Raw genomic sequence first — 18,124 nt, 5'->3', positions numbered from 1 at the left:
GAACCGGAAAAGGAAAGCCCCGCCTGAAAAGGCGGGGCTTTTTCTGGTCTTGCCCGGCGCGTTCCAGGCCCGGCTAGTTCTTGGGGGGAATACTGAAAACCGGCGGCGCCGTATCGTCCGAGGGCGGTGCCTCGATCTCGATCTTGACCTTGCTCGGGTCGATGCCGCTCGGCTTGTCCAGGAAGAAGGTCACGGTCTGCGGCACGAAGATCACGATCGCCACCATGACGAGCTGCAGCACCACCCAGGGGATCGAACCCCAGTAGATATCCGAGCTCTTCACTTCCTTCGGCGCGACACTGCGTAGATAGAAGAGGGCGAACCCGAACGGCGGGTGCATGAACGAGGTCTGCACGTTGACGCAGATCATGACGCCGAACCAGATCAGCGCGGCATCGGCACCGACCACCGGCGTCAGCAGCTTCTGCGCCACCGGCGCCAGCATCGGGATGATGATGAAGGCGATCTCGAAGAAGTCGAGGAAGAACGCCAGGAAGAAGACGAACAGGTTGACGACGATCAGGAAGCCCCAGACGCCGCCCGGCAGGTTCGACATCAGGTGCTCGACCCACTGGTTGCCGTCGACGCCCTGGAAGGTGATCGAGAAGCAGGTCGCGCCGACCAGGATGAAGGCCACCATCGCCGTGATGCGCATCGTCGCCTGGAAGGCCTGCACGATCAGGTCGCGCAAGTCCTTTACCTGCCAGGCTCGCCAGCACAGCCAGATGATGGCCGCGAACATGATGGTGAAGGCGATCTTGAAGGGGATCGACTTGAACGCGACCATGCCGATCAGGGCACCGATGATCGCCGCAGCGCAACCCGCACCGAACGTGATCCGGTCGAACTTGGTGAGCGGTGCGTTGCGTACGACGGCCAACACGATGGCGCCGATCGTGCCCATGGCGCCGGCTTCCGTCGGCGTCGCGAGGCCCATCATGATCGTGCCCAGCACCAGGAAGATCAGGACGGCGGCGGGAATGATGCCCCAGGCGCACTTGATTAGCAGGGCCTTGCCGAACAGCGTGCGCGGCACGGGCGGCAGGGCCTCGGGCTTTATCATGGAGAGGTAGAAGGTGTAGATCGCGAACAGGGCGATCTGCAGGAGCGACGGCCCCCAGGCGCCGAGATACATGTCGCCGACCGATCGGCCGAGCTGGTCGGCCAGCACGATCAGCACCAGCGACGGCGGCACGAGCTGCGTGATGGTGCCCGATGCGGCCAGCACGCCGGTCGCATAGCGCATGTCGTACTTGTACCGGATCATCACCGGCAGGGTGATGAGCGCCATCGCGATGACCTGCGCGGCTACGGTGCCGGTGATGGCACCGAGGATGAAGCCCACGATGATGGTCGAGTAGCCCAGCCCGCCCTTGATGGGGCCGAAGAGCTGACCCATCGATTCGAGCATGTCCTCCGCCAACCCGCATTTCTCCAGGATGGCGCCCATGAAGGTGAAGAACGGGATGGCGAGCAGAAGCTCGTTCGACAGGATACTGCCGAAGACACGCCCAGGGATGGCCTGCATGAAGGCCAGCGTGAAGTAGCCCATCTCGATCGACAGGAAGCCGAAGAAGAACCCGACCGCGCAGAGGGAGAAGGCGACCGGGTAGCCGATGATCATGAAGACCACCAGGCCGCCGAACATCAGCGGCGGCATCCACTCCAAGGGGATCATTGCGTGGGCCTCTCGTAGTGGGCTTCGAGACTGTCGACGGCATACCCATTGAGGAAGGCCACGCGCTTGATGAGTTCGGAAAGGCCCTGCAGGGCGACCAGGGCGAAGCCGACCGGCAGCACCAGCTTGATCGGCCAGCGCAGGAGGCCGCCGGCATTCGAGGAGTGTTCGAACACCTCGTAGGACTGCATGAAGAACGGCCAGCTCAGCCAGGCCAGGATGGCGCAGGTCGGCAGGAGGAAGATCAGCGTGCCGAGGATGTCGATCCAGAGCTGCCCGCGGCGGCTCAAGGTCATGTAGAAGAGATCGACGCGCACATGCTCGTTACGCTTCAAGGTGTACGAGGCGCCGAACATCACGATGACGGCGAACATATACCATTGCACTTCGAGCCAGGCGTTCGAACTGGTGTCGTATGCGTAACGCACCATGGCATTGCCTGCGCTGACCACACAGGCCAGCAAGACAAGCCAGTTGCAAATATACCCTATCTTCTCGTTTAACGCGTCGATCAGCGCGCTGAACTGCAGCAACAAGCGCATCCGTCCCCCTGCGTGCGAGTTATTTAATTTTCGACCGTCATCCGCTCTCGCTCACGGATGGCTTTTCTTAGCTTGGTCCGCCTAGCGACGCCAGCGGTCGGGAGTTTTTTCTGTTTTCCAAGGAGGTGCGTCAAGTTGCGCCACCGCCGTTGCACTGCCTATGTCGCAGGCAGTTCCATCCAGCCTTCGGGACCGAAGAACTCCAGCGGCCGGAAGGCCCGCTTGTAGGCCATCTTGCTGGAATCGGCGATCCAGTAGCCGAGATAGACGTAGGGCAGACCGCGTTTGGCCGCAGCATTGGCCAGCCACAGGATCATGTGCGTGCCGAGACCGCGGCGCGGGTCCTGTGGGTCGAAGAAGCTATAGACGGCCGAGACGCCGTTCGACAGCCAATCGACCAAACAGGCGCCAACCAGCCGGCCCTCGGCCGAATCGTCCCGGAATTCGACGATCGCCGTCTCGACGGGGCTCTCTTCGACCATGGCGCGATAGTCGTCGAAGTCCATGTCCGCCATGTCGCCGTCACGGTGACGCGTCAGTACATAGCGTGAGAAGAGCGAGAACTGCTCGCCGGTCGCCAGGGCCTGGGTTTCCACGGCATGGACATGCTCGTTGCGGCGCTGGATGCGACGCTGGGCACGGCTGGGATCGAAGTCACGAACCCGGATGCGCACCGGCACGCAGGCGCGGCAGCCATCGCACAGGGGTTTGTAGACGAAGTGGTGCGAGCGCCGGAAGCCGGCGTCGGTCAGCGTGTCATGCTGGGAGATCGCGTCCGGTCCGCTCAGTTCGGTGACGAGTTTCGTCTCCAGCCGGTGCGGCAGATACGGGCATCGCATCGCCGGCGTCGTGCGGAAGAACCGCAGGGTCTGGATGTTCTGGCGGATGAACATGTGCTGCCGGGAGTTTACCCCTCAGGCGGGCGAAGGAAAGCGGCAGTTGTTCCGCCAAAAGTCGAAGTCGTTGCCAATTCAGGGGCCCTGACGGCCTCGCGCCAGTCGGCGAAAGGGTGTCATTGCGAGCCTGATCAGCCGCGGCAGCATCCATATGAGGAGCACCACGAAGACAGCAAGCAGGCACAGAAAAGTGATTGGGTAAGCAATCGCGAGAGCCAGCCCGCCGATGACCGTTACGTCTTCGCCAAGCGATGCGGCGACGTTGCTGAAGGGTTCGGGCGAGGTGTTGATCAGGGCACGCGAGCCGGTCTTGGCGACATGTGTGCCGACGGCCAGCGTTCCGCCCAGCAGTCCCGCAATGACCGCAATTTCCGGACTGAGGCCGGTAGCCGCTGCATAGGCCAGCAGGAAACCCGCAGGGATGCGCACAAAGGTCTGAAGTGCATCGTTGATGCTGTCGACATAGGGGATCTTGTCGGCAAGGAAATTGAGCGCAAACAGCATAGCCGCCACGCCCATGACCCAGGGCGAGGCCAGCACCTGGAGGTCCTGGGGCAGGGCGACGAAACCCAGCCACTGGGCCACGCCCAGAACGAGGACTGCGGCATAGGTGTTGAGCCCACTTGCCCAGCCGGCGCCGAGCGCGACGGCGATGGCGGCCAGGGTTTCGGCGCTCATCGTGTTTCGGCGCTCATTGCTGGTGCTTCACAGGGCCCGCCGCGCCTTCAGCGCGGTCGCGAGCGTCCCGTCGTCCAGCCAGTCGAGTTCGCCCCCGACCGGCACGCCATGCGCCAGACGCGTCAGCGGCACGTTGAGTTCGCCCAATCTCTCCGCCAAGTAATGAGCAGTGGTCTGGCCATCGACGGTGGCGTTGGTCGCCATGATGACTTCGCGCACGCCGCCCGCCGCCACACGCTTGACGAGGGTTGCGATGTTGAGTTCGTCGGGCCCGATGCCGTCCAGCGCGGACAGCGATCCTCCAAGGACGTGATAGCGGCCCTGGAAGATCTTGCCGCGTTCCATGGCCCAGAGGTCGCCGACATCCTCGACGACGCAGATCAGGCCGGCGTCGCGTCGCGAGTCGGCGCAGATCGAGCAGGGATCGATGGTGTCGAGGTTGCCGCAAACCGTGCAGGCGCGAATGGCGCGCGCGGCATCGGCCAGCGCCGTACCCAACGGCTGCATCAAGGTCTCGCGTTTCTTCAGAAGATGCAGCGCCACGCGGCGAGCGGAGCGCGGACCCAGGCCGGGCAGGCGGCCCAGAAGCTGGATCAGCCGCTCGATCTCGGGACCATTCATCTAGAGCTTGAAGCCTGGAGGCAGGGGCAGCCCGCCGGTGATGTTGCGCATCTGCTCCTGCACGGTCTGTTCGACCTTGCCGCGCGCATCGTTGGCGGCCGCAACGATCAGGTCTTCGACCACGCCCTTGTCTTCCGCCTTGAACAGCGAGGCGTCGATCTCGACGCGCCGCGTCTCGTTCTTGCCATTGACTGTCACCTTGACCAGTCCGGCGCCCGAGGAGCCCACGATCTCCAGACGCTCCAGTGCGACCTGCAGCTCCTGCATCTTCTGCTGCATCTGCTGGGCCTGCTGCATCAGGCCGCCGAGGTCCTTCAACTTGTCGAACATCAGAACTCACTTTCGGGAATGTCGTCGTCGGCTGGATACTCATCGGCGGGTGGCGGCTCTTCGCCGACGAACTCGCCGAGACCGGCAACGAGGGATGTCTGGTCGCCCTTACGCCGGACGGCGTCGAGTTTGGCGCCCGGGAAAGTCTTGAAGATGGCCTGCACCACGGCATGGTTCTCTGCCGAGGAGCGCAGATCGTCAGCCTTGGTGGCTTTCTGATCCACGAGGGTCGGCTTGCCCTGGGCATTGGATACCGAGGCAAGCCAACGCCGTCCGGTCCACTGCGTCAGCAGTTCGCCAAGCCGGGCCGCGAGATCCGTCGGCGCCTTGGGCGTGGGCCGGAACTCGATCACGCCGGGCTCGCAACGCACCTCATGTACGTAGTGCATGAGGCTGTGCACCAGCCGGGCCTCTCTCTTGCTTTCGAACAGCGCGACAACTTCGGTGAAGGAGCGCGGCGCGGGCATTGCCTGCGCCGGCTGGGCAGCGACCGCCGTGGCGGGCTGTGTCGCAAGTCGCGCTGCTGCGCCACCACCACCACCACCACCACCACGCGGGGCCGGTGTGCCGACAGCCGCTCCATTTGTTGTCGCGGCGCCGCTCTGCAAAGCCTTGATGGCATCGGAGGGCGAGGGCAGGTCGGCGACATAGCAGAGCCGGATCAAAGCCATCTCGGCGGCGCGCTGCGGCGAAGGCGCTGCCAGCGTTTCCTGCAGGCCCTTCAGCAGCAGGGTCCAGGCGCGCGTCAGCGACGCCATGGAGAGCTTGCCGGCCATGGCGAGGCCCTGGGCGCGTTCGCTGTCCGCCGAGGCGGCGGCTGCTTCTGGCGCAATCTTCAGGCGCGTTACCCAATGGGTGAATTCGAGCAGGTCCTGCAGTACGACCACGGGGTCGGCACCGGCATCGTGCATCTCGCTGAGCGCCGCAAGCACGGCCGGCGCGTCGCCGCGCATCGTCTTTTCGAACAGTTCGAGCACGCGGCTGCGGTCGGCCAGCCCCAGCATGTCGCGCACCTGCGCGGCATCGACGACACCGCCGCCATGGGCGATCGCCTGGTCGAGCATGGACAGGCCATCGCGTACCGAGCCGTCGGCAGCCCGCGCCAGCAAGGTCAGCGCCTCGGGGGAGATTTCGACCTTCTCTTCCTGGGCGATGTGGCTGAAGTGCTGGACCAGCGTTTCCTGCGGCACGCGCTTCAGGTCGAAGCGCTGGCAGCGCGACAGCACCGTCACCGGCACCTTGCGGATCTCGGTGGTGGCGAACAGGAACTTCACATGCGGCGGCGGCTCTTCCAGCGTCTTCAACAGCGCGTTGAAGGCCTTCTCCGACAGCATGTGCACTTCGTCGATGATGTAGACCTTGTAGCGCGCCGAGACCGGGCGATAGCGCACGCCTTCGATCAGCTCGCGCACATCGTCGATGCCGGTGCGCGAGGCGGCGTCCATCTCGATCACGTCGACGTGGCGGTCCTCGGTGATCGCCGTGCAGTTGGCGCAGACGCCGCAGGGATCGACTGTCGGGCCGCCGGTGCCGTCGGGACCGACGCAGTTCAGAGCGCGGGCGATGATGCGCGCAGTCGTGGTCTTGCCGACGCCGCGCACGCCGGTGAGCATGAAGGCATGGGCGATGCGGCCCGTGGCGATGGCGTTGCGCAGGGTGCGCACCATCGCTTCCTGGCCGACCAGCGTGGTGAAATCGACGGGACGGTATTTGCGGGCGAGGACACGGTAGGGAAGTGCGGGTGCCGCGACGTCCTTGGTCCCAGTATCGGCACCAGTGCCTTTGGAGGCTTTCGCCATGGCGGTCCTACCCGGTGGTGCGCCGTGGCCCCTTCAGGCCCGGCGGTCGTCGCGCCTAGGCCGCCCGCCTTTCGCGGCGGCGCGCGCAAAAGAACGGGTGAGAGACCGGCATGACCCGAAGCGAATTCGTTACGGCTGCTTCCTTCCGGATCTGACCGGGTTGGCGACTGCTCCGCCCACACCGGCCCCTCGAGGGGGTTATATCAGGAGTCGGATGGCATCGCGCAAGGGCTGAGATGCGGCGTTTTCCCTACCCCGGCAACAAACGATCAACACCTTGATTCAGTGGAGAAATTTGCGGAATGGCTGCGTCGGTCGGAGACACGCCGCAGGCCCAGATGATCGCGTAGCGTCGTGCCGGTGTAGTCGGCGCGGAACAGGCCGCGTTCCTGGAGGATGGGAACGACCAGATTCACGAAATCGTCGAACGGACCGGGAAAGAAGGGCGGCATCACGTTGAAGCCGTCGGCCGCGCCGCACCGGAACCAGCGCTCCAGCACGTCGGCAATCTGTTCGGGCGTGCCGACGGGCAGGAGATGGCCGCGGGCCGCGGCCACTCGGTGGAAGAGTTCCCGGAGCGTGAGGTTCTCGCGTCGCGCCATCTGCAACAACAGGGCGGCCCTGCTCTTGAGATGTTCGGTTTCGGGGACGTCGGGAACGGGGCCGTCGAGAGGATAGACCGACATGTCGGCACCCAGTCGCTCGGAAAGAACGGTGAAGGCCTGCGCCGTGTCGATGTTGCGGTTCAACTCGGCAAAGATCTCGCGAGCCTCGTCCTCGGTACGACCGACGACGGGCATCACGCCGGGCATGATCAGCGCTTCGTTGGCACTGCGGCCCTGTTGGACAAGCTGCGCCTTCATGCTGGCGTAGAACGCCTGAGCTTCGCCCAGATCGTTCTGCGCCGTGAAGACGACGTCGGCGATGCGTGCGGCCAGCGCCTGACCGGGGCCGGAGGAGCCGGCCTGGATCAGCACCGGATGGCCCTGCGGCGAGCGCGGTACGTTGAGCGCGCCTTCGATGGTGAAGTACTTGCCCCTGAAATCCGGAATGTGAAGGCTGCCGGGACGGACGAACTGGCCGGCCTTCTTGTCTCCGATGAACGCGCCGTCGTCCCAACTGTCCCACAGGAGCCGACATGCCTCGACGAACTCCTCTGCGATCGCGTAGCGCTCGGCATGGGGCGGATGCCGGCGGCCGAACACGGCACTCGACTTGGCATAGGCCGTCGTCACGACGTTCCAGCCCGCGCGCCCACCGGAGATATGGTCGAGCGACGCGAAGCCGCGCGCCACGTGATAGGGCTCGGCATAGGTCGTCGAGGCAGTGGCGGCGAGGCCGAGCTTCTTCGTTCCCATGGCGAGTGCTGCCAGCAGGGTCAGCGGCTCGAACTTGCCGATGGTCGAGGGATGCTCGCCGTATCCCGTCGCGAAGCCGTCGCCCAGGAAGAACATGTCGAACTTGCCGCGCTCCGCCGTCGCCGCGATGTGCTGCATCAGGCCGAGATTGGGCCATCCTTCCACGGTCGCGTCGGGATGCCGCCAGCCGCCGACATGATGGCCGGGCGTCTGCACGAAGACGCCGAGCCGCATTTGGCGGTCTTGTGGTGGTTGGATGTCCCGTTTCATCTTTCAGCCTGTCCGATCAGTGTGCGAAGTAGTGCATACCGCCGTCGACCGGGATCACGGCGCCGGTGATGTAGCGCGCCGCAGGTGAGGCGAGGAAGGCGACGAGGCCCGCGACGTCTTCCGGCTCTCCGAAATAGCCGATCGGGACGTTGCGCTCGATGAAGCTGCGGCGAGCTTCCTCGGTCGGGTGCAGCTTCTGCAGGATCTGCTCGGAATTGATGCGGCCGGGCTGGATGGTGTTCACGGTCACGCCGTCGGCCGCGACATCGCACGACAGGCCCTTGGCCCAGAGATGAAGGGCGGCCTTGGCCGCGATGGCGGCATTCAGGCCGCGTGGCTCCATCGAGCCGCTGATGTTGATGATGCGGCCCCATTTGCGCGCCCGCATCGCCGGCAGCAGCGCCTTGGTGAGGAGCCGCGCAGCCGTGAAGTTCAGGGCAAACGCCTCCTCCCAGACATCTTCGCCGGCATCGGGTCCCGTCGGCCGGGAGCCGCCGGCGCAGTTGGCCAGAATGTCGATTGGACCCAGGGTCTTCGTGGCCTCGTCGACGATGCGTGCAATGTCCGTCGCACTGGTGACGTCGCCTGCGATGGAGGTCACGCCGTCGAGGTGGGCGATCTTGTCCGCACGCCGTGCTGTCGCGGCAACGCGGGCACCCTGTTGGGCGAGAAGCCGTGCGACGCCGGCGCCGATTCCGGAGCTTGCCCCGGTGACAAGGCAGGTCTTGCCGCGAAGTTCGTAGTCCATGTCACTTTAGAGCGTGACCGACTGGCCCCCGGCAAGGGCGCGTTGCGTTGCGAGGGACAGGTCGAGCGCTTCGATGGCTCGGTCTGCATCGAGGAAAGCGGGATCGGCGGTACCGTCAATGCAATCGATGAAACGGCGCAGCTCAGCGTCATAGGGATTGCGGCCTGCTATGGGCACTTCGGTGGGCGGCGTGCTGGTGGTTGCCACCGTGAAGGTGCTGTCTGGAACCGTGCCGACGAAGATGGTCTGCAACGTGAACACCGCACGCTCGAAGAGGGCTCTGAAACCGACCGTGAAGGGCGAGCCCGGCGGCATCAAGCCGCTTGCCGTGACGGTGGCATGTCGACCGTCGGCATAGTCGAGCAGGGCGGTGACGTCGCCGCCACCCGTGGCGGCCAGCCGCGCGGGACGGCCCATCAACCAGAGCAGGACATCGAAGTCGAACGTCATCAGTTCGATTGCGGGATCTGAATAGTGGGCTTTGCGTCCCGGCGCATCGGGATGCAGGTAGGAGCCCAGCCGCCAGGTCGAGAGTGTGACCAGGTGGCCGTGCTCGCCCGACAGTGTCGACGCCTTGACGTGCTCGTAGGCACCGACCGACCGCATGAGCAACCCGACCTGCAGCAGGCGCTTTGCCTTGCGGGCGGCGGCGCGCATTTCCTGCGCCCGATCCATCTCCAGGGCCATCGGCGTCTCGCAGAAGACGTGCTTGCCCTGGTCCAGCGCAGAGACGACGAACTCAGGGTGGAGTGCGCTGGGCAGGCAGACGTCAATGGCATCGACGTCGGGCCGGCCGATCAGGGAGCGGGCATCGTCGACAGGTTCGGACTTGCAGATCTCGGCGACCCGACGGGCACGGTCGAGGGTGCGCGCAAAGACGCCGACAACCTCGACGTCGGGCATGCCGGCATAGGCGCTTGCATGCACGGCGCCCATCGTCCCCGCGCCCAGGAGGCCGATCCTGATCATTGGCAAGGAGGCTATCGCAAATTGCCCTGTCCGGCGCCTCTTGCGCTAAGGTCGGTCGATGATAGGAATAGATCCCTACGCGGCGCTGGATGTACGGCGTCGCATCAACGCTGCGGGTGCGCTGACGCGGCTGGGTGGTGCGATAATGGCACCGGAAGTGGTCGAGGCGATGTCGGCGGCGTCGCGCGCGTCGGTCGATATCGGCGAGTTGCAGGATGCCGCGAGCCGGCGCATTGCCGAGGCGACCGGCGCAGAGGCCGGAATGGTGACGACGGGCGCTGCGGCGGCACTCACCTTGGCCGCGGCAGCAGCCATCGCGCGCTGGGACGTGGCCAAGATGGCGGCTCTGCCACACGCTGACGGCTTTCCGCGCGACATCCTGGTGCCGCGCACACAGCGCACCGGCTATGCCCATGCCTTGGCAGCGTCCGGCGCGCGGCTGGTCGATATCGGCCATAACGACCGCGGCACAGGGGCGGGTGTACGCGGCCTCGAAGCCTGGGAGATCGAGACGGCGCTCTCGCCCTCGGTGGTCGCGGTGTTCTTCTCGGTCAATGCCACGAGTCTCGCCGACCTGCCAACGGCGGCATCGGTCTGCAAAGCGCAGGGTATTCCTTTGATCATCGACGCGGCGGCGCAGTTGCCGCCCAAGGAGAACCTTCGCCGCTTCATTTCCATGGGCGCCGATCTGGTGGCTTTCTCCGGCGGCAAGGCGTTGGGCGGGCCGCAAGCCTCGGGCATTCTGGCGGGCCGGCGTGACCTCGTGGCCTCGGCGCTGTTGCAGCAGCTCGACATGGACGTGGCCCCCGACACCTGGACTCCGCCCAGGCTGGTCGATCGCGCCAACCTGCGGGGCGTGCCGCATCACGGCATCGGACGCGGGTTCAAGGCCGGCAAGGAGGAGATCGTCGGGCTGTTGACCGCGCTCGACCGGTTCATCGCGGCCGACGACGGAGCGGCCAATGCGGCTCTTCAAACGCGGCTCGAAGCCATTGCCGCTTCGTTGAACGGCTTCGACGTGACCCTTGTTCCTGCTGCGAGGACGGGCCGTGTGCCCGTGCTGGAGATCGCCGTGCGCGATGCGCTGGCGCTCAGCGCCCGCTTGCAGAAGGGCGATCCACCCGTGCATCTCTCCGAACGCCATGCCGCGCGGGGCGTGTTGACGCTCGATCCGCAGGTTCTGCTGCCCGAGCACGATGCGCCGCTGGCGGCGGCGCTTCGTGCCGGGCTTCAGTCAGGCTAGGCCGCTCGCAGGATGCCGAGCTGCTGCAGGGCGGTTACGCCGTCGTCGAGACCGATTTCCTCGGCGACCTTGCCGTCCTTGATGCGCAGGACGGTCGTGCCGGTGAAGCGCATCTCGCGACCGGAGGCCGCCGGCAGCGATCCGATCAGGAAATCGCTGAAGGCCGGGCCGGTGTGGGTGCCGCCGCCCTTCCATTGGCCGACGACATAGTCGCCTTCGGCGATGAGATCGGCCGCGCCGCCGAACTCCAGGTCGGGGAAGGCCTCGCGAAAGCCGACCATGAAGTTCTTCACGTCCTCGCGGCCACGACGGGGTGCGTGCAGCGAGTACTGCAGCAGGATGTCGGGAGCGGCGAGTTCGTCGACGATCTTGGGATTCCAGGGATTGCCCCAGAATTCCGCGAACCAGCGTCCGACGATTTCCTTGTTTTCCTGTTCCTTGGACATGATGACGATCCTTCGCGCTGTTGCGACCACGATTGGTCCGTGGCCGCACCATGTCCGTCGGAAGGGTTCGCCAATATCCGCCGGCGTCCGCGAATAAATTTCGCGGACGCGCTCGCGATTCAGTCGATCGCGGATTGACCTTCGTCGCGATAGGCCCAGCAGGTATCGGGCGGCAGGGTAAGAGCGACTTCGCCGTCCTGATGGCGGGCCGCCGTGCCGAGTTCCAGCACTTCGAGCTTCTGGCCGCCGAACTCGACGTCGTAGACCGTCTGCATGCCCTGGTAGCGGCGTTCGACGACGCGGCCGGTGAAGGCGTTTGTGGGGCCGCGCTCGCCGAGGCGGATATTCTCGGCGCGCAGGGCCACGCGCGCGCGATCGCCGGCGGCGAGGGTCTGCGGCGTCCAGGCTTCGATTCGGCCGGCCGCGCCGAGATCGATGGTCGCGCGTTCGCCCTGGCGTTCCAACACTTTGCCCAACAGCACGTTCGACGCGCCGGTGAAGTTGGCGACGAAGGAGTCCGCCGGCCTATTGTAGATCTCTCCGGGCGGAGCCATCTGCAGCAGCTTGCCGTCGCGCATGACGCCGATGCGGTCGCCCAGTACCACGGCCTCGGCCTGATCGTGCGTGACGTAGAGTCCGGTCATGCCGGTCTGCTTCAAAATGCGCCGCAGTTCGTCGCGCAGCCGGATGCGCAGCTTGGCATCGAGATTGGAGAGCGGCTCGTCGAGCAGCAGGAGCTGCGGCCGGTAGACCAGGCTGCGCGCCAGCGCAACACGCTGCATCTGGCCACCTGACAGCGACGTCACAGGCCGTTCGGCATAGTCGCCGAGACCGACCAGCTCGAGCGTCTCGTGCACTTTCGTGTCGACGTTCCCACTGCCGTTGCTGCTGCGACGGTGCTTCAGTGGATAGGCTACGTTCTGCTTCACCGTCATGTGCGGCCAGACGGCGTAGGACTGGAACACCATGCCGATGTCGCGCTCGCGCGGTGACACCAGCAGATTGCGCTCGGGTTCCGACACGACCCGGCCGCCGATCGAGATGCGGCCGCCGGTTGGGTGTTCGAGACCGGCGACGCAGCGCAAGGTCGTGGTCTTGCCGCAGCCCGAAGGCCCCAGCAGCACCACGATCTCGCCGGCCGGTACGTCGAAGTTCACCCCGTCCACGGCGGGTTTGCCCGCCGCGAACCGCTTTACGAGGTTCTCGATGAGAAGAGCGGAGCTCACTGGCGATAACCGTAGGTCTTGTTCCACTCCTCGATCCAGGTCGCGCGCAGCTTGGAGAACTGCTCGAAGTTCGGCACCCAGACCTTGATCTTCTTGGGGTCCCAGCCCTTCGGGAAGGCCGGCGGCTCCTTGAGAGAGGTGATGTTGCCGAGCTTGTTGATCATGAACGCCTGACCTTCCTTGGAGAGACGCCAGTTCATGAACAGCTTCGCGGCATTCGGGTTCTTCGACGCCTTGGTGATGCCGTCGGCGTAGGGGACGATGGGCACGCCTTCGGGGGCGAAGATGGCTTCGGCCGGAGCGCCGTCGACGATCTTCGTGTAGATGATGTTGTAGAGCAGGGGCGCGATCGAGACTTCGCCGCGCACCAGCGCGTCGGAGAGCGGGGCGCCCGACGGATAGAGCGCGATGCCGAGTTCGGCCTGCTTCTTCCAGTAGTCTTCGCCCATGACCTGACGCTCGAACATGATGCGCGTCCAGGTCGTGCCACCCGACGGTCCGATCACCTGACCGATCTGCTTGTTCTTGTATTCGGGCTTCAGCAGGTCGGCCCAGCTCTTGGGTGGGTTCTTCACGAGCTGCGTGTTGTAGGCGATGGCCCAGCCCAGGGTGACGCCCGGCCACAGCTTGGGCGAGACCAGTGCGTCGGGGCGATAGTCGGCAGCGTTCGGCGGGGCATAGTCCTGGAAGAGGTCGGCGAGCTCCAGCATCAGGCCGCGGTCGGAATGGTTCACGACGTCGGCGCCGAGCTTGCCGGCGGCTGCCTCGGTCTTGATGCGGGTGATGAGCTGGCCGCCCGGTGCGCGGACCATGGCTACCTTGATCTTCGGGAAGGTCTTGTTGAATTCCTTGATGACTTCCTGCTGCGTTTCCGCGAAGTCGGCCGTGTAGAGCGTGAGCTGGCCTTCCTTCTCGGCCGCCGCGATCAGCTCCTTGGAGCCGAACTGGCTCTGCGCCACTGCCGGCAGGCCGACAAGGCCTAGCGCCAACCCGATGGCGGTTGCGGTCATGGTCCTGCGATACATAGGCATATCCTCCATTGTCTTTAGTTTCGTCAGTTGAGTTGATCAGCCGGCTTTCGCAGTGCCCTGCGCGGCGTCGCGGGAAAGCCAGGTGGTGATTCCGAGCAGCACGGCCAGCAGTACCGTCTGCACAAGACTGAAGGCGGCAGTCTTGCCGACGTTTCCGCCCTCGTAATAGTCGAGCAGCAACACCGCCATCACGGTCGTGTCGCTGGTGTAGAGGAAGAGCGACGAGCCCAGCTCGCGGATCGCCAGCACGAACAGCAGCGTCATCGAGGCCACGACACCCGGCCGTGCCAACGGCAGCACGATGGTGCGGATGGTGCCGAGCATGCCGCGGCCGCAGATCCAGGCGGCTTCTTCCAGTTCCTTGTGGATCTGCATGAAGGAGGTCGAGAGCGCCTTCACGGTGTCCGGCATGAAGCGCGCGACGAAAGCCAACGCCAGAATCCAGATCGTACCGTAGAGGCCGCCGGGCAGACCGATCCAGGCCCAGAGATAGGCGACGCCGACGACGAGACCGGGAATAGCCACGGGCAGGGTCGCCAGCAGGTCGATCGAGCGGCGGCCGGAAACCTGGGTGCGGTTGACCGTATAGCCGATGGCAAAGGCCAGCGCGCCACCCACCAGGGCGGTCAGCACACCGACCTTCATGGTGTTCCAGATCGACAGCATGGTCAGCGGATTGTCGAACACGCTGTTGAAGTGCACCCAGCTATAGGCCCTGGCGTCGAACAGCGCGTCGAAATCCTTGATGAACAGGAACTTTCGGAAGGCGGCGATGATCAACGCGAGGGTCGGCAGCACGACGACCACGAAGATGTAGAGGAGCGCCAGGCTGAAAGTGAACCAGCGCCAGCGGCCAAGCTGCAGGGCACGTGGCCGGAAAGCCTTGCCGGCCACGGTGGCGAAGCTCTTGCCCGAAAGCACGCGCTGTTGCGCCCAGACGAGGATCGCCGTCACCACCATGAGAAGGATCGCGACTGCGGCGGCGGTGTTGTAGAGCGGCGGGCTCCAGGCAGTGAGCTTGAAGATGTAGGTCGTGAGGACGCTGATGTTGGCCGGCGCACCGAGGGCCGCGGGCACGCCGTAGATGCCCAGCATCACGACGAAAGAGAGCAGCGAACCCGCCAGGATCGCCGGCGCAATCAGCGGGAAGGTGACGGTGAACAATGTCGTGAAGGCCGAGGCGCCGGAAACTTCGGACGCTTCCTCGAGGCTCGGGTCCATGTTCCGCAGCGCCGAGGCGGTGAACATGTAGACGTAAGGCGCATAGTAGATGCCGAACACCAGGATCAGGCCCGACATCGAGTAGAAGTCGAAGCGGAAATCGATGCCACTCCACTTCAGCACGGTGTTGAGCAGCCCGGTCTTCGGCGAGCCCAGGATGCCCCAGGCGACGCCGGCGACCAGCGGTGGCACGAAGAGTGGGATCATGCTGGCGCCGGCGATGAAACCCTTGAAGGGCGTGTCGGTGCGCACGACGATCCAGGAGAAGGCGAGTCCGATCACCACGGCAAGGATCGTGCCGCCACCGCAGGCCGCCAGGGCATTGAAAAAGGCGAGGTGGACGTTCTCGTTGCCCAGAACGTCAATGAAGTGCTTCGCCGAAGGCCGGAAGGCGCCGAAGCCGTCGACCACCGGATTGGAGTCGCTCAGCGCGCCGAAGACAAGCATCAGCAGTGGATAGAGGACAAGGAAGGCGAGGACGATCAGAAGCGCGCCGACCCACAATGGCGCCCCCCACCGGCGGGGCGCCGGACGGACCTCTTCAGACGCAGGCAATGCAGCAGCACTCGTCGCCGTCAACGCTCGATTCCCTCCCACAATCGTCCGCAGGCGAGGCCGGCGGCTTCTTCATCGTTGGTGAAATCGTAGCCCATCGGCAAATCAGACGCTACGTTTTGCTGATGAAGCTTCGTTCTCACGATCGCTACGACTACGTACCCCTGCGCGGACGCAAGGATTACGCGTGGCCAGATAACCGCAGGCTGGCTGTTTATTTCGCCTTGAATCTCGAACATTTCACCTTTGGCGAAGGCCTGGGCGCCGAGCTGGTGCCGGCCGGACCTCAGCCCGACGTCCTCAATTATGCTTGGCGGGACTACGGCAATCGGGTCGGCGCCTGGTATATGCTCGACGCCTTCGATCAGCTCGATCTGCCAATGGCGGCGCTCGTGAACAGCGCCATGTACGATCATGCGCCGCAGCTCGTGGCCGCTTGCCGCGCCCGCGGCGACGAGATCGTGGGGCACGGCCGCACCAATGCCGAGCGTCAGGGCATCCTGGGCGAGGCCGAGGAGCGCCAGCTCATTGCGGAAGTGACCAGCCGCATCGCGAACGAAGAGGGGAAGGCCCCGGAAGGCTGGCTGGGCCCCTGGATATCGCAGAGCCGCGCAACGCCCGACGTGCTGGCCCATGCCGGCTACAGCTATCATCTGGACTGGTGCATGGACGATCAGCCCGTCTGGTTCCGCTGCCGCGACGGCAAGAAGATCCTCTCTGTGCCCTATCCACAGGAAGTGAACGACATTCCCTCGATCGTTGTCCGCAAGGATGGCGCCGAGCAGTTCGCCGATATCATCGTCGACCAGTTCGACGAAATGATGGAGCTGTCGCAAGCGCGGCCGCTCGTGATGGGCGTGGCATTACACGCCTATATCGTCGGTCAACCGCACCGGCTGCGACACCTCAAGCGCGCGCTCCGGCATATCGCCGCCCAGCGCGACGCGATCTGGCTCACCACCCCGGGCGCCATCGCCCGACACTGCATTTCCCTACCAGCCGGCACTGTCCCCTAGGAGTTCCATGCGTCTGTTCACGGCCACGCTCGCCACCGAGACCAACACCTTCTCTCCGCTCCCCACCAGCATCGAAAACTACCGCGAGTCGGTCTTCTTCCGGGCCAGCGAACATCCCGCCGATGCGCCGCGCATGTGTACGGCACCACTGTTCGTAGGGCGTGCCCGCGCCAAGGCGGAAGGGTTCGAGCTGATCGAAGGAAGCTGCTTTGCCGCCAGTCCCGCCGGCACGACCAACCGCGCCGACTACGAGACCATGCGCGACGAGATCCTGGACCAGCTCAAGGCCGCCCTCCCGGTCGACGGGCTGCTGCTCGGCCTGCACGGCGCCATGGTGGCGCACGGCTACGACGACGTCGAAGGCGACATCATCGAACGCGCGCGCGCCATCGTCGGTCCGAAATGCGTGATCGGCGTGGAACTGGATCCGCACTGCCATCTCACGCTGAAGCGCATCGCCGGCGCCGACATCGTCGTGCTCTACAAGGAGTTTCCGCACACCGATGTGGTCGAGCGGGCGGAAGACGTCCTCGATCTCGTTCTCGCCACGCTGCGCGGCAAGGTGAAGCCGGTGATGTCGGTCTACGACTGCCGGCAGATCCAGAGCTATCCCACGACCCTCCAGCCCATGCGCGGCCTGGTCGACCGCATCAAGGCGATGGAGGGCAAGAACGGCATCCTGTCGGTCTCGATCGCCCACTGCTTTCCCTACGGCGACGTGCCTGAAATCGGTACGCGCGTGCTGGTGATTGCGGACGGCGACAAGAAGAAGGCCGATGCGCTGGCGACAACCCTTGGCGAAGAGCTGGTGAGCCTGCGCGGCAAGACCCAGCCGCCGTCGTTCGACGTGGCTGCCGGCGTGAGCGAGGGTGTCGCCTTCAACGACCTGCCGGTGGTCATCGCCGATCCCGCCGACAATGCCGGCGGCGGCGCACCGTCGGACAATACCGATATCCTGCGCCATCTGATCGAGAAGAAGGTCGAGAATGCATGTCTCGGCCCGATCTGGGATCCGATTGCCGTGCGCCTGTGCTTCGACGCCGGCCTCGGCGCGAAGATAGGCCTCCGCTTTGGCGGCAAGATCGCGCCGAGTTCGGGACAGCCGGTCGATGCTGAGGTCGAGGTGATCGGACTCAAGCGCAATGCCTGGCAGAGCTTCGGACCGACACAGGTCTCGGTAGGCGATTGCGCCGCCGTGCGTATCGACGGCGTGGAGGTCGTACTGATTGCGAATCGCACGCAGGCAACCGGCCTCGAACTCTTCACCAACCTCGGTATCGATCCGCGCGAGCGCAAGATCGTGGTGGTGAAGTCGACCAATCACTTCATGGCGGCCTACGGCCCGATCGCCAAGAAGGTGATCTATGTCGAATCGAGCGGCCCGCTCCGACGCGATCATCGTAAGGTCCCTTACCAGAAGGTCGAGCGCCCGATCTGGCCGCTCGATCCCGATGCAAAGCCGCGCGGGCTGATCTTCTGACCCCGGCAACGTCGTCG

At 65.0% G+C, this 18,124-nt stretch carries 17 protein-coding genes and 1 other RNA gene; 3 read left to right on the top strand and 15 right to left on the bottom strand.

The features are described 5' to 3' along the window. Positions 1–73 precede the first annotated feature (73 nt). From BN60_RS14825 to BN60_RS14780, 11 genes are all read right to left on the bottom strand, one after another. Positions 74–1,678: a TRAP transporter large permease gene (locus BN60_RS14825; protein WP_020696874.1), complete on the bottom strand. Its 1,605-nt coding sequence runs from the start codon at positions 1,676–1,678 to the stop codon at positions 74–76. Further along, positions 1,675–2,220 (bottom strand): TRAP transporter small permease subunit, encoded by a 546-nt coding sequence (locus BN60_RS14820; protein ID WP_020696873.1) that lies wholly within the window; start codon positions 2,218–2,220, stop codon positions 1,675–1,677. The genes BN60_RS14825 and BN60_RS14820 overlap by 4 nt, the downstream gene beginning before the upstream one ends. Before the next feature lie 158 nt (positions 2,221–2,378). Next, the gene (locus BN60_RS14815; RefSeq protein ID WP_020696872.1) at positions 2,379–3,113 is read right to left on the bottom strand and encodes an arginyltransferase; all 735 of its coding nucleotides are present in this window, start codon (positions 3,111–3,113) and stop codon (positions 2,379–2,381) included. 78 nt (positions 3,114–3,191) lie between these two features. Next, entirely contained in the window at positions 3,192–3,794 is a 603-nt protein-coding gene (locus tag BN60_RS14810) for a DUF4126 domain-containing protein (RefSeq protein ID WP_020696871.1), read from the bottom strand. Positions 3,795–3,821: 27 nt separating this feature from the next. Beyond that, positions 3,822–4,415 carry a recombination mediator RecR gene (recR, locus tag BN60_RS14805; RefSeq protein WP_020696870.1) on the bottom strand — a complete coding sequence of 198 codons (594 nt, stop codon included), beginning with the start codon at positions 4,413–4,415 and terminating at the stop codon, positions 3,822–3,824. After that, positions 4,416–4,745: a YbaB/EbfC family nucleoid-associated protein gene (locus BN60_RS14800; RefSeq protein ID WP_020696869.1), complete on the bottom strand. Its 330-nt coding sequence runs from the start codon at positions 4,743–4,745 to the stop codon at positions 4,416–4,418. Further along, a complete protein-coding gene (locus tag BN60_RS14795; protein ID WP_020696868.1) occupies positions 4,745–6,544 on the bottom strand; it encodes a DNA polymerase III subunit gamma/tau in 1,800 nt (599 codons plus the stop codon). The genes BN60_RS14800 and BN60_RS14795 overlap by 1 nt, the downstream gene beginning before the upstream one ends. Positions 6,545–6,640: 96 nt before the next feature. Beyond that, positions 6,641–6,735: signal recognition particle sRNA small type (ffs, locus tag BN60_RS29845), an RNA gene on the bottom strand. 78 nt (positions 6,736–6,813) lie between these two features. After that, positions 6,814–8,136, bottom strand: coding sequence for an LLM class flavin-dependent oxidoreductase (locus tag BN60_RS14790; protein WP_020696867.1), 1,323 nt, complete (start codon positions 8,134–8,136; stop codon positions 6,814–6,816). Between the two features lie 52 nt (positions 8,137–8,188). Then, positions 8,189–8,920: an SDR family NAD(P)-dependent oxidoreductase gene (locus BN60_RS14785; protein ID WP_020696866.1), complete on the bottom strand. Its 732-nt coding sequence runs from the start codon at positions 8,918–8,920 to the stop codon at positions 8,189–8,191. Between the two features lie 6 nt (positions 8,921–8,926). After that, the gene (locus tag BN60_RS14780) at positions 8,927–9,889 is read right to left on the bottom strand and encodes a Gfo/Idh/MocA family protein (RefSeq protein WP_020696865.1); all 963 of its coding nucleotides are present in this window, start codon (positions 9,887–9,889) and stop codon (positions 8,927–8,929) included. A gap of 58 nt (positions 9,890–9,947) precedes the next feature. On the opposite strand from BN60_RS14780, the gene BN60_RS14775 reads away from it, so the two are divergent. Further along, on the top strand, positions 9,948–11,132 hold the full coding sequence (locus tag BN60_RS14775; protein WP_083856118.1) for an aminotransferase class V-fold PLP-dependent enzyme: 1,185 nt from the start codon (positions 9,948–9,950) through the stop codon (positions 11,130–11,132). On the opposite strand, the gene BN60_RS14770 is transcribed toward BN60_RS14775, so the two are convergent. From BN60_RS14770 to BN60_RS14755, 4 genes are all read right to left on the bottom strand, one after another. Continuing rightward, on the bottom strand, positions 11,129–11,578 hold the full coding sequence (locus tag BN60_RS14770; protein ID WP_020696863.1) for an ester cyclase: 450 nt from the start codon (positions 11,576–11,578) through the stop codon (positions 11,129–11,131). The genes BN60_RS14775 and BN60_RS14770 overlap by 4 nt on opposite strands. A 119-nt stretch (positions 11,579–11,697) precedes the next feature. After that, on the bottom strand, positions 11,698–12,804 hold the full coding sequence (locus BN60_RS14765; RefSeq protein ID WP_020696862.1) for an ABC transporter ATP-binding protein: 1,107 nt from the start codon (positions 12,802–12,804) through the stop codon (positions 11,698–11,700). Next, positions 12,801–13,829, bottom strand: coding sequence for an extracellular solute-binding protein (locus tag BN60_RS14760; protein ID WP_020696861.1), 1,029 nt, complete (start codon positions 13,827–13,829; stop codon positions 12,801–12,803). Before BN60_RS14760 ends, BN60_RS14765 begins: the two co-directional genes overlap by 4 nt. A gap of 42 nt (positions 13,830–13,871) precedes the next feature. Then, entirely contained in the window at positions 13,872–15,635 is a 1,764-nt protein-coding gene (locus tag BN60_RS14755; RefSeq protein ID WP_202949816.1) for an ABC transporter permease, read from the bottom strand. A gap of 101 nt (positions 15,636–15,736) precedes the next feature. Here BN60_RS14755 and BN60_RS14750 point away from each other — a divergent pair, with 101 nt between their 5' ends. Beyond that, positions 15,737–16,627 carry a polysaccharide deacetylase family protein gene (locus tag BN60_RS14750; protein ID WP_043285678.1) on the top strand — a complete coding sequence of 297 codons (891 nt, stop codon included), beginning with the start codon at positions 15,737–15,739 and terminating at the stop codon, positions 16,625–16,627. 7 nt (positions 16,628–16,634) lie between these two features. Next, positions 16,635–18,107, top strand: coding sequence for a M81 family metallopeptidase (locus tag BN60_RS14745; RefSeq protein WP_020696858.1), 1,473 nt, complete (start codon positions 16,635–16,637; stop codon positions 18,105–18,107). Positions 18,108–18,124 lie beyond the last annotated feature (17 nt).

The organism is Reyranella massiliensis 521 (assembly GCF_000312425.1).
Classification (GTDB): Bacteria; Pseudomonadota; Alphaproteobacteria; order Reyranellales; family Reyranellaceae; genus Reyranella; species Reyranella massiliensis.
The sequence above is the reverse complement of the archived record's forward strand: the minus strand, read 5'-3'. Positions and strand labels throughout refer to the sequence as shown.

Bases quoted from the DNA above. Each gene is read 5' to 3' on its own strand.
- BN60_RS14825 (WP_020696874.1), bottom strand. From the start codon at position 1,678: ATGATCCCCTTGGAGTGGATGCCGCCGCTGATGTTCGGCGGCCTGGTG.
- BN60_RS14820 (WP_020696873.1), bottom strand. From the start codon at position 2,220: ATGCGCTTGTTGCTGCAGTTCAGCGCGCTGATCGACGCGTTAAACGAG.
- BN60_RS14815 (WP_020696872.1), bottom strand. From the start codon at position 3,113: ATGTTCATCCGCCAGAACATCCAGACCCTGCGGTTCTTCCGCACGACG.
- BN60_RS14810 (WP_020696871.1), bottom strand. From the start codon at position 3,794: ATGAGCGCCGAAACCCTGGCCGCCATCGCCGTCGCGCTCGGCGCCGGC.
- recR (WP_020696870.1), bottom strand. From the start codon at position 4,415: ATGAATGGTCCCGAGATCGAGCGGCTGATCCAGCTTCTGGGCCGCCTG.
- BN60_RS14800 (WP_020696869.1), bottom strand. From the start codon at position 4,745: ATGTTCGACAAGTTGAAGGACCTCGGCGGCCTGATGCAGCAGGCCCAG.
- BN60_RS14795 (WP_020696868.1), bottom strand. From the start codon at position 6,544: ATGGCGAAAGCCTCCAAAGGCACTGGTGCCGATACTGGGACCAAGGAC.
- BN60_RS14790 (WP_020696867.1), bottom strand. From the start codon at position 8,136: ATGCGGCTCGGCGTCTTCGTGCAGACGCCCGGCCATCATGTCGGCGGC.
- BN60_RS14785 (WP_020696866.1), bottom strand. From the start codon at position 8,920: ATGGACTACGAACTTCGCGGCAAGACCTGCCTTGTCACCGGGGCAAGC.
- BN60_RS14780 (WP_020696865.1), bottom strand. From the start codon at position 9,889: ATGATCAGGATCGGCCTCCTGGGCGCGGGGACGATGGGCGCCGTGCAT.
- BN60_RS14775 (WP_083856118.1), top strand. From the start codon at position 9,948: ATGATAGGAATAGATCCCTACGCGGCGCTGGATGTACGGCGTCGCATC.
- BN60_RS14770 (WP_020696863.1), bottom strand. From the start codon at position 11,578: ATGTCCAAGGAACAGGAAAACAAGGAAATCGTCGGACGCTGGTTCGCG.
- BN60_RS14760 (WP_020696861.1), bottom strand. From the start codon at position 13,829: ATGTATCGCAGGACCATGACCGCAACCGCCATCGGGTTGGCGCTAGGC.
- BN60_RS14750 (WP_043285678.1), top strand. From the start codon at position 15,737: ATGAAGCTTCGTTCTCACGATCGCTACGACTACGTACCCCTGCGCGGA.
- BN60_RS14745 (WP_020696858.1), top strand. From the start codon at position 16,635: ATGCGTCTGTTCACGGCCACGCTCGCCACCGAGACCAACACCTTCTCT.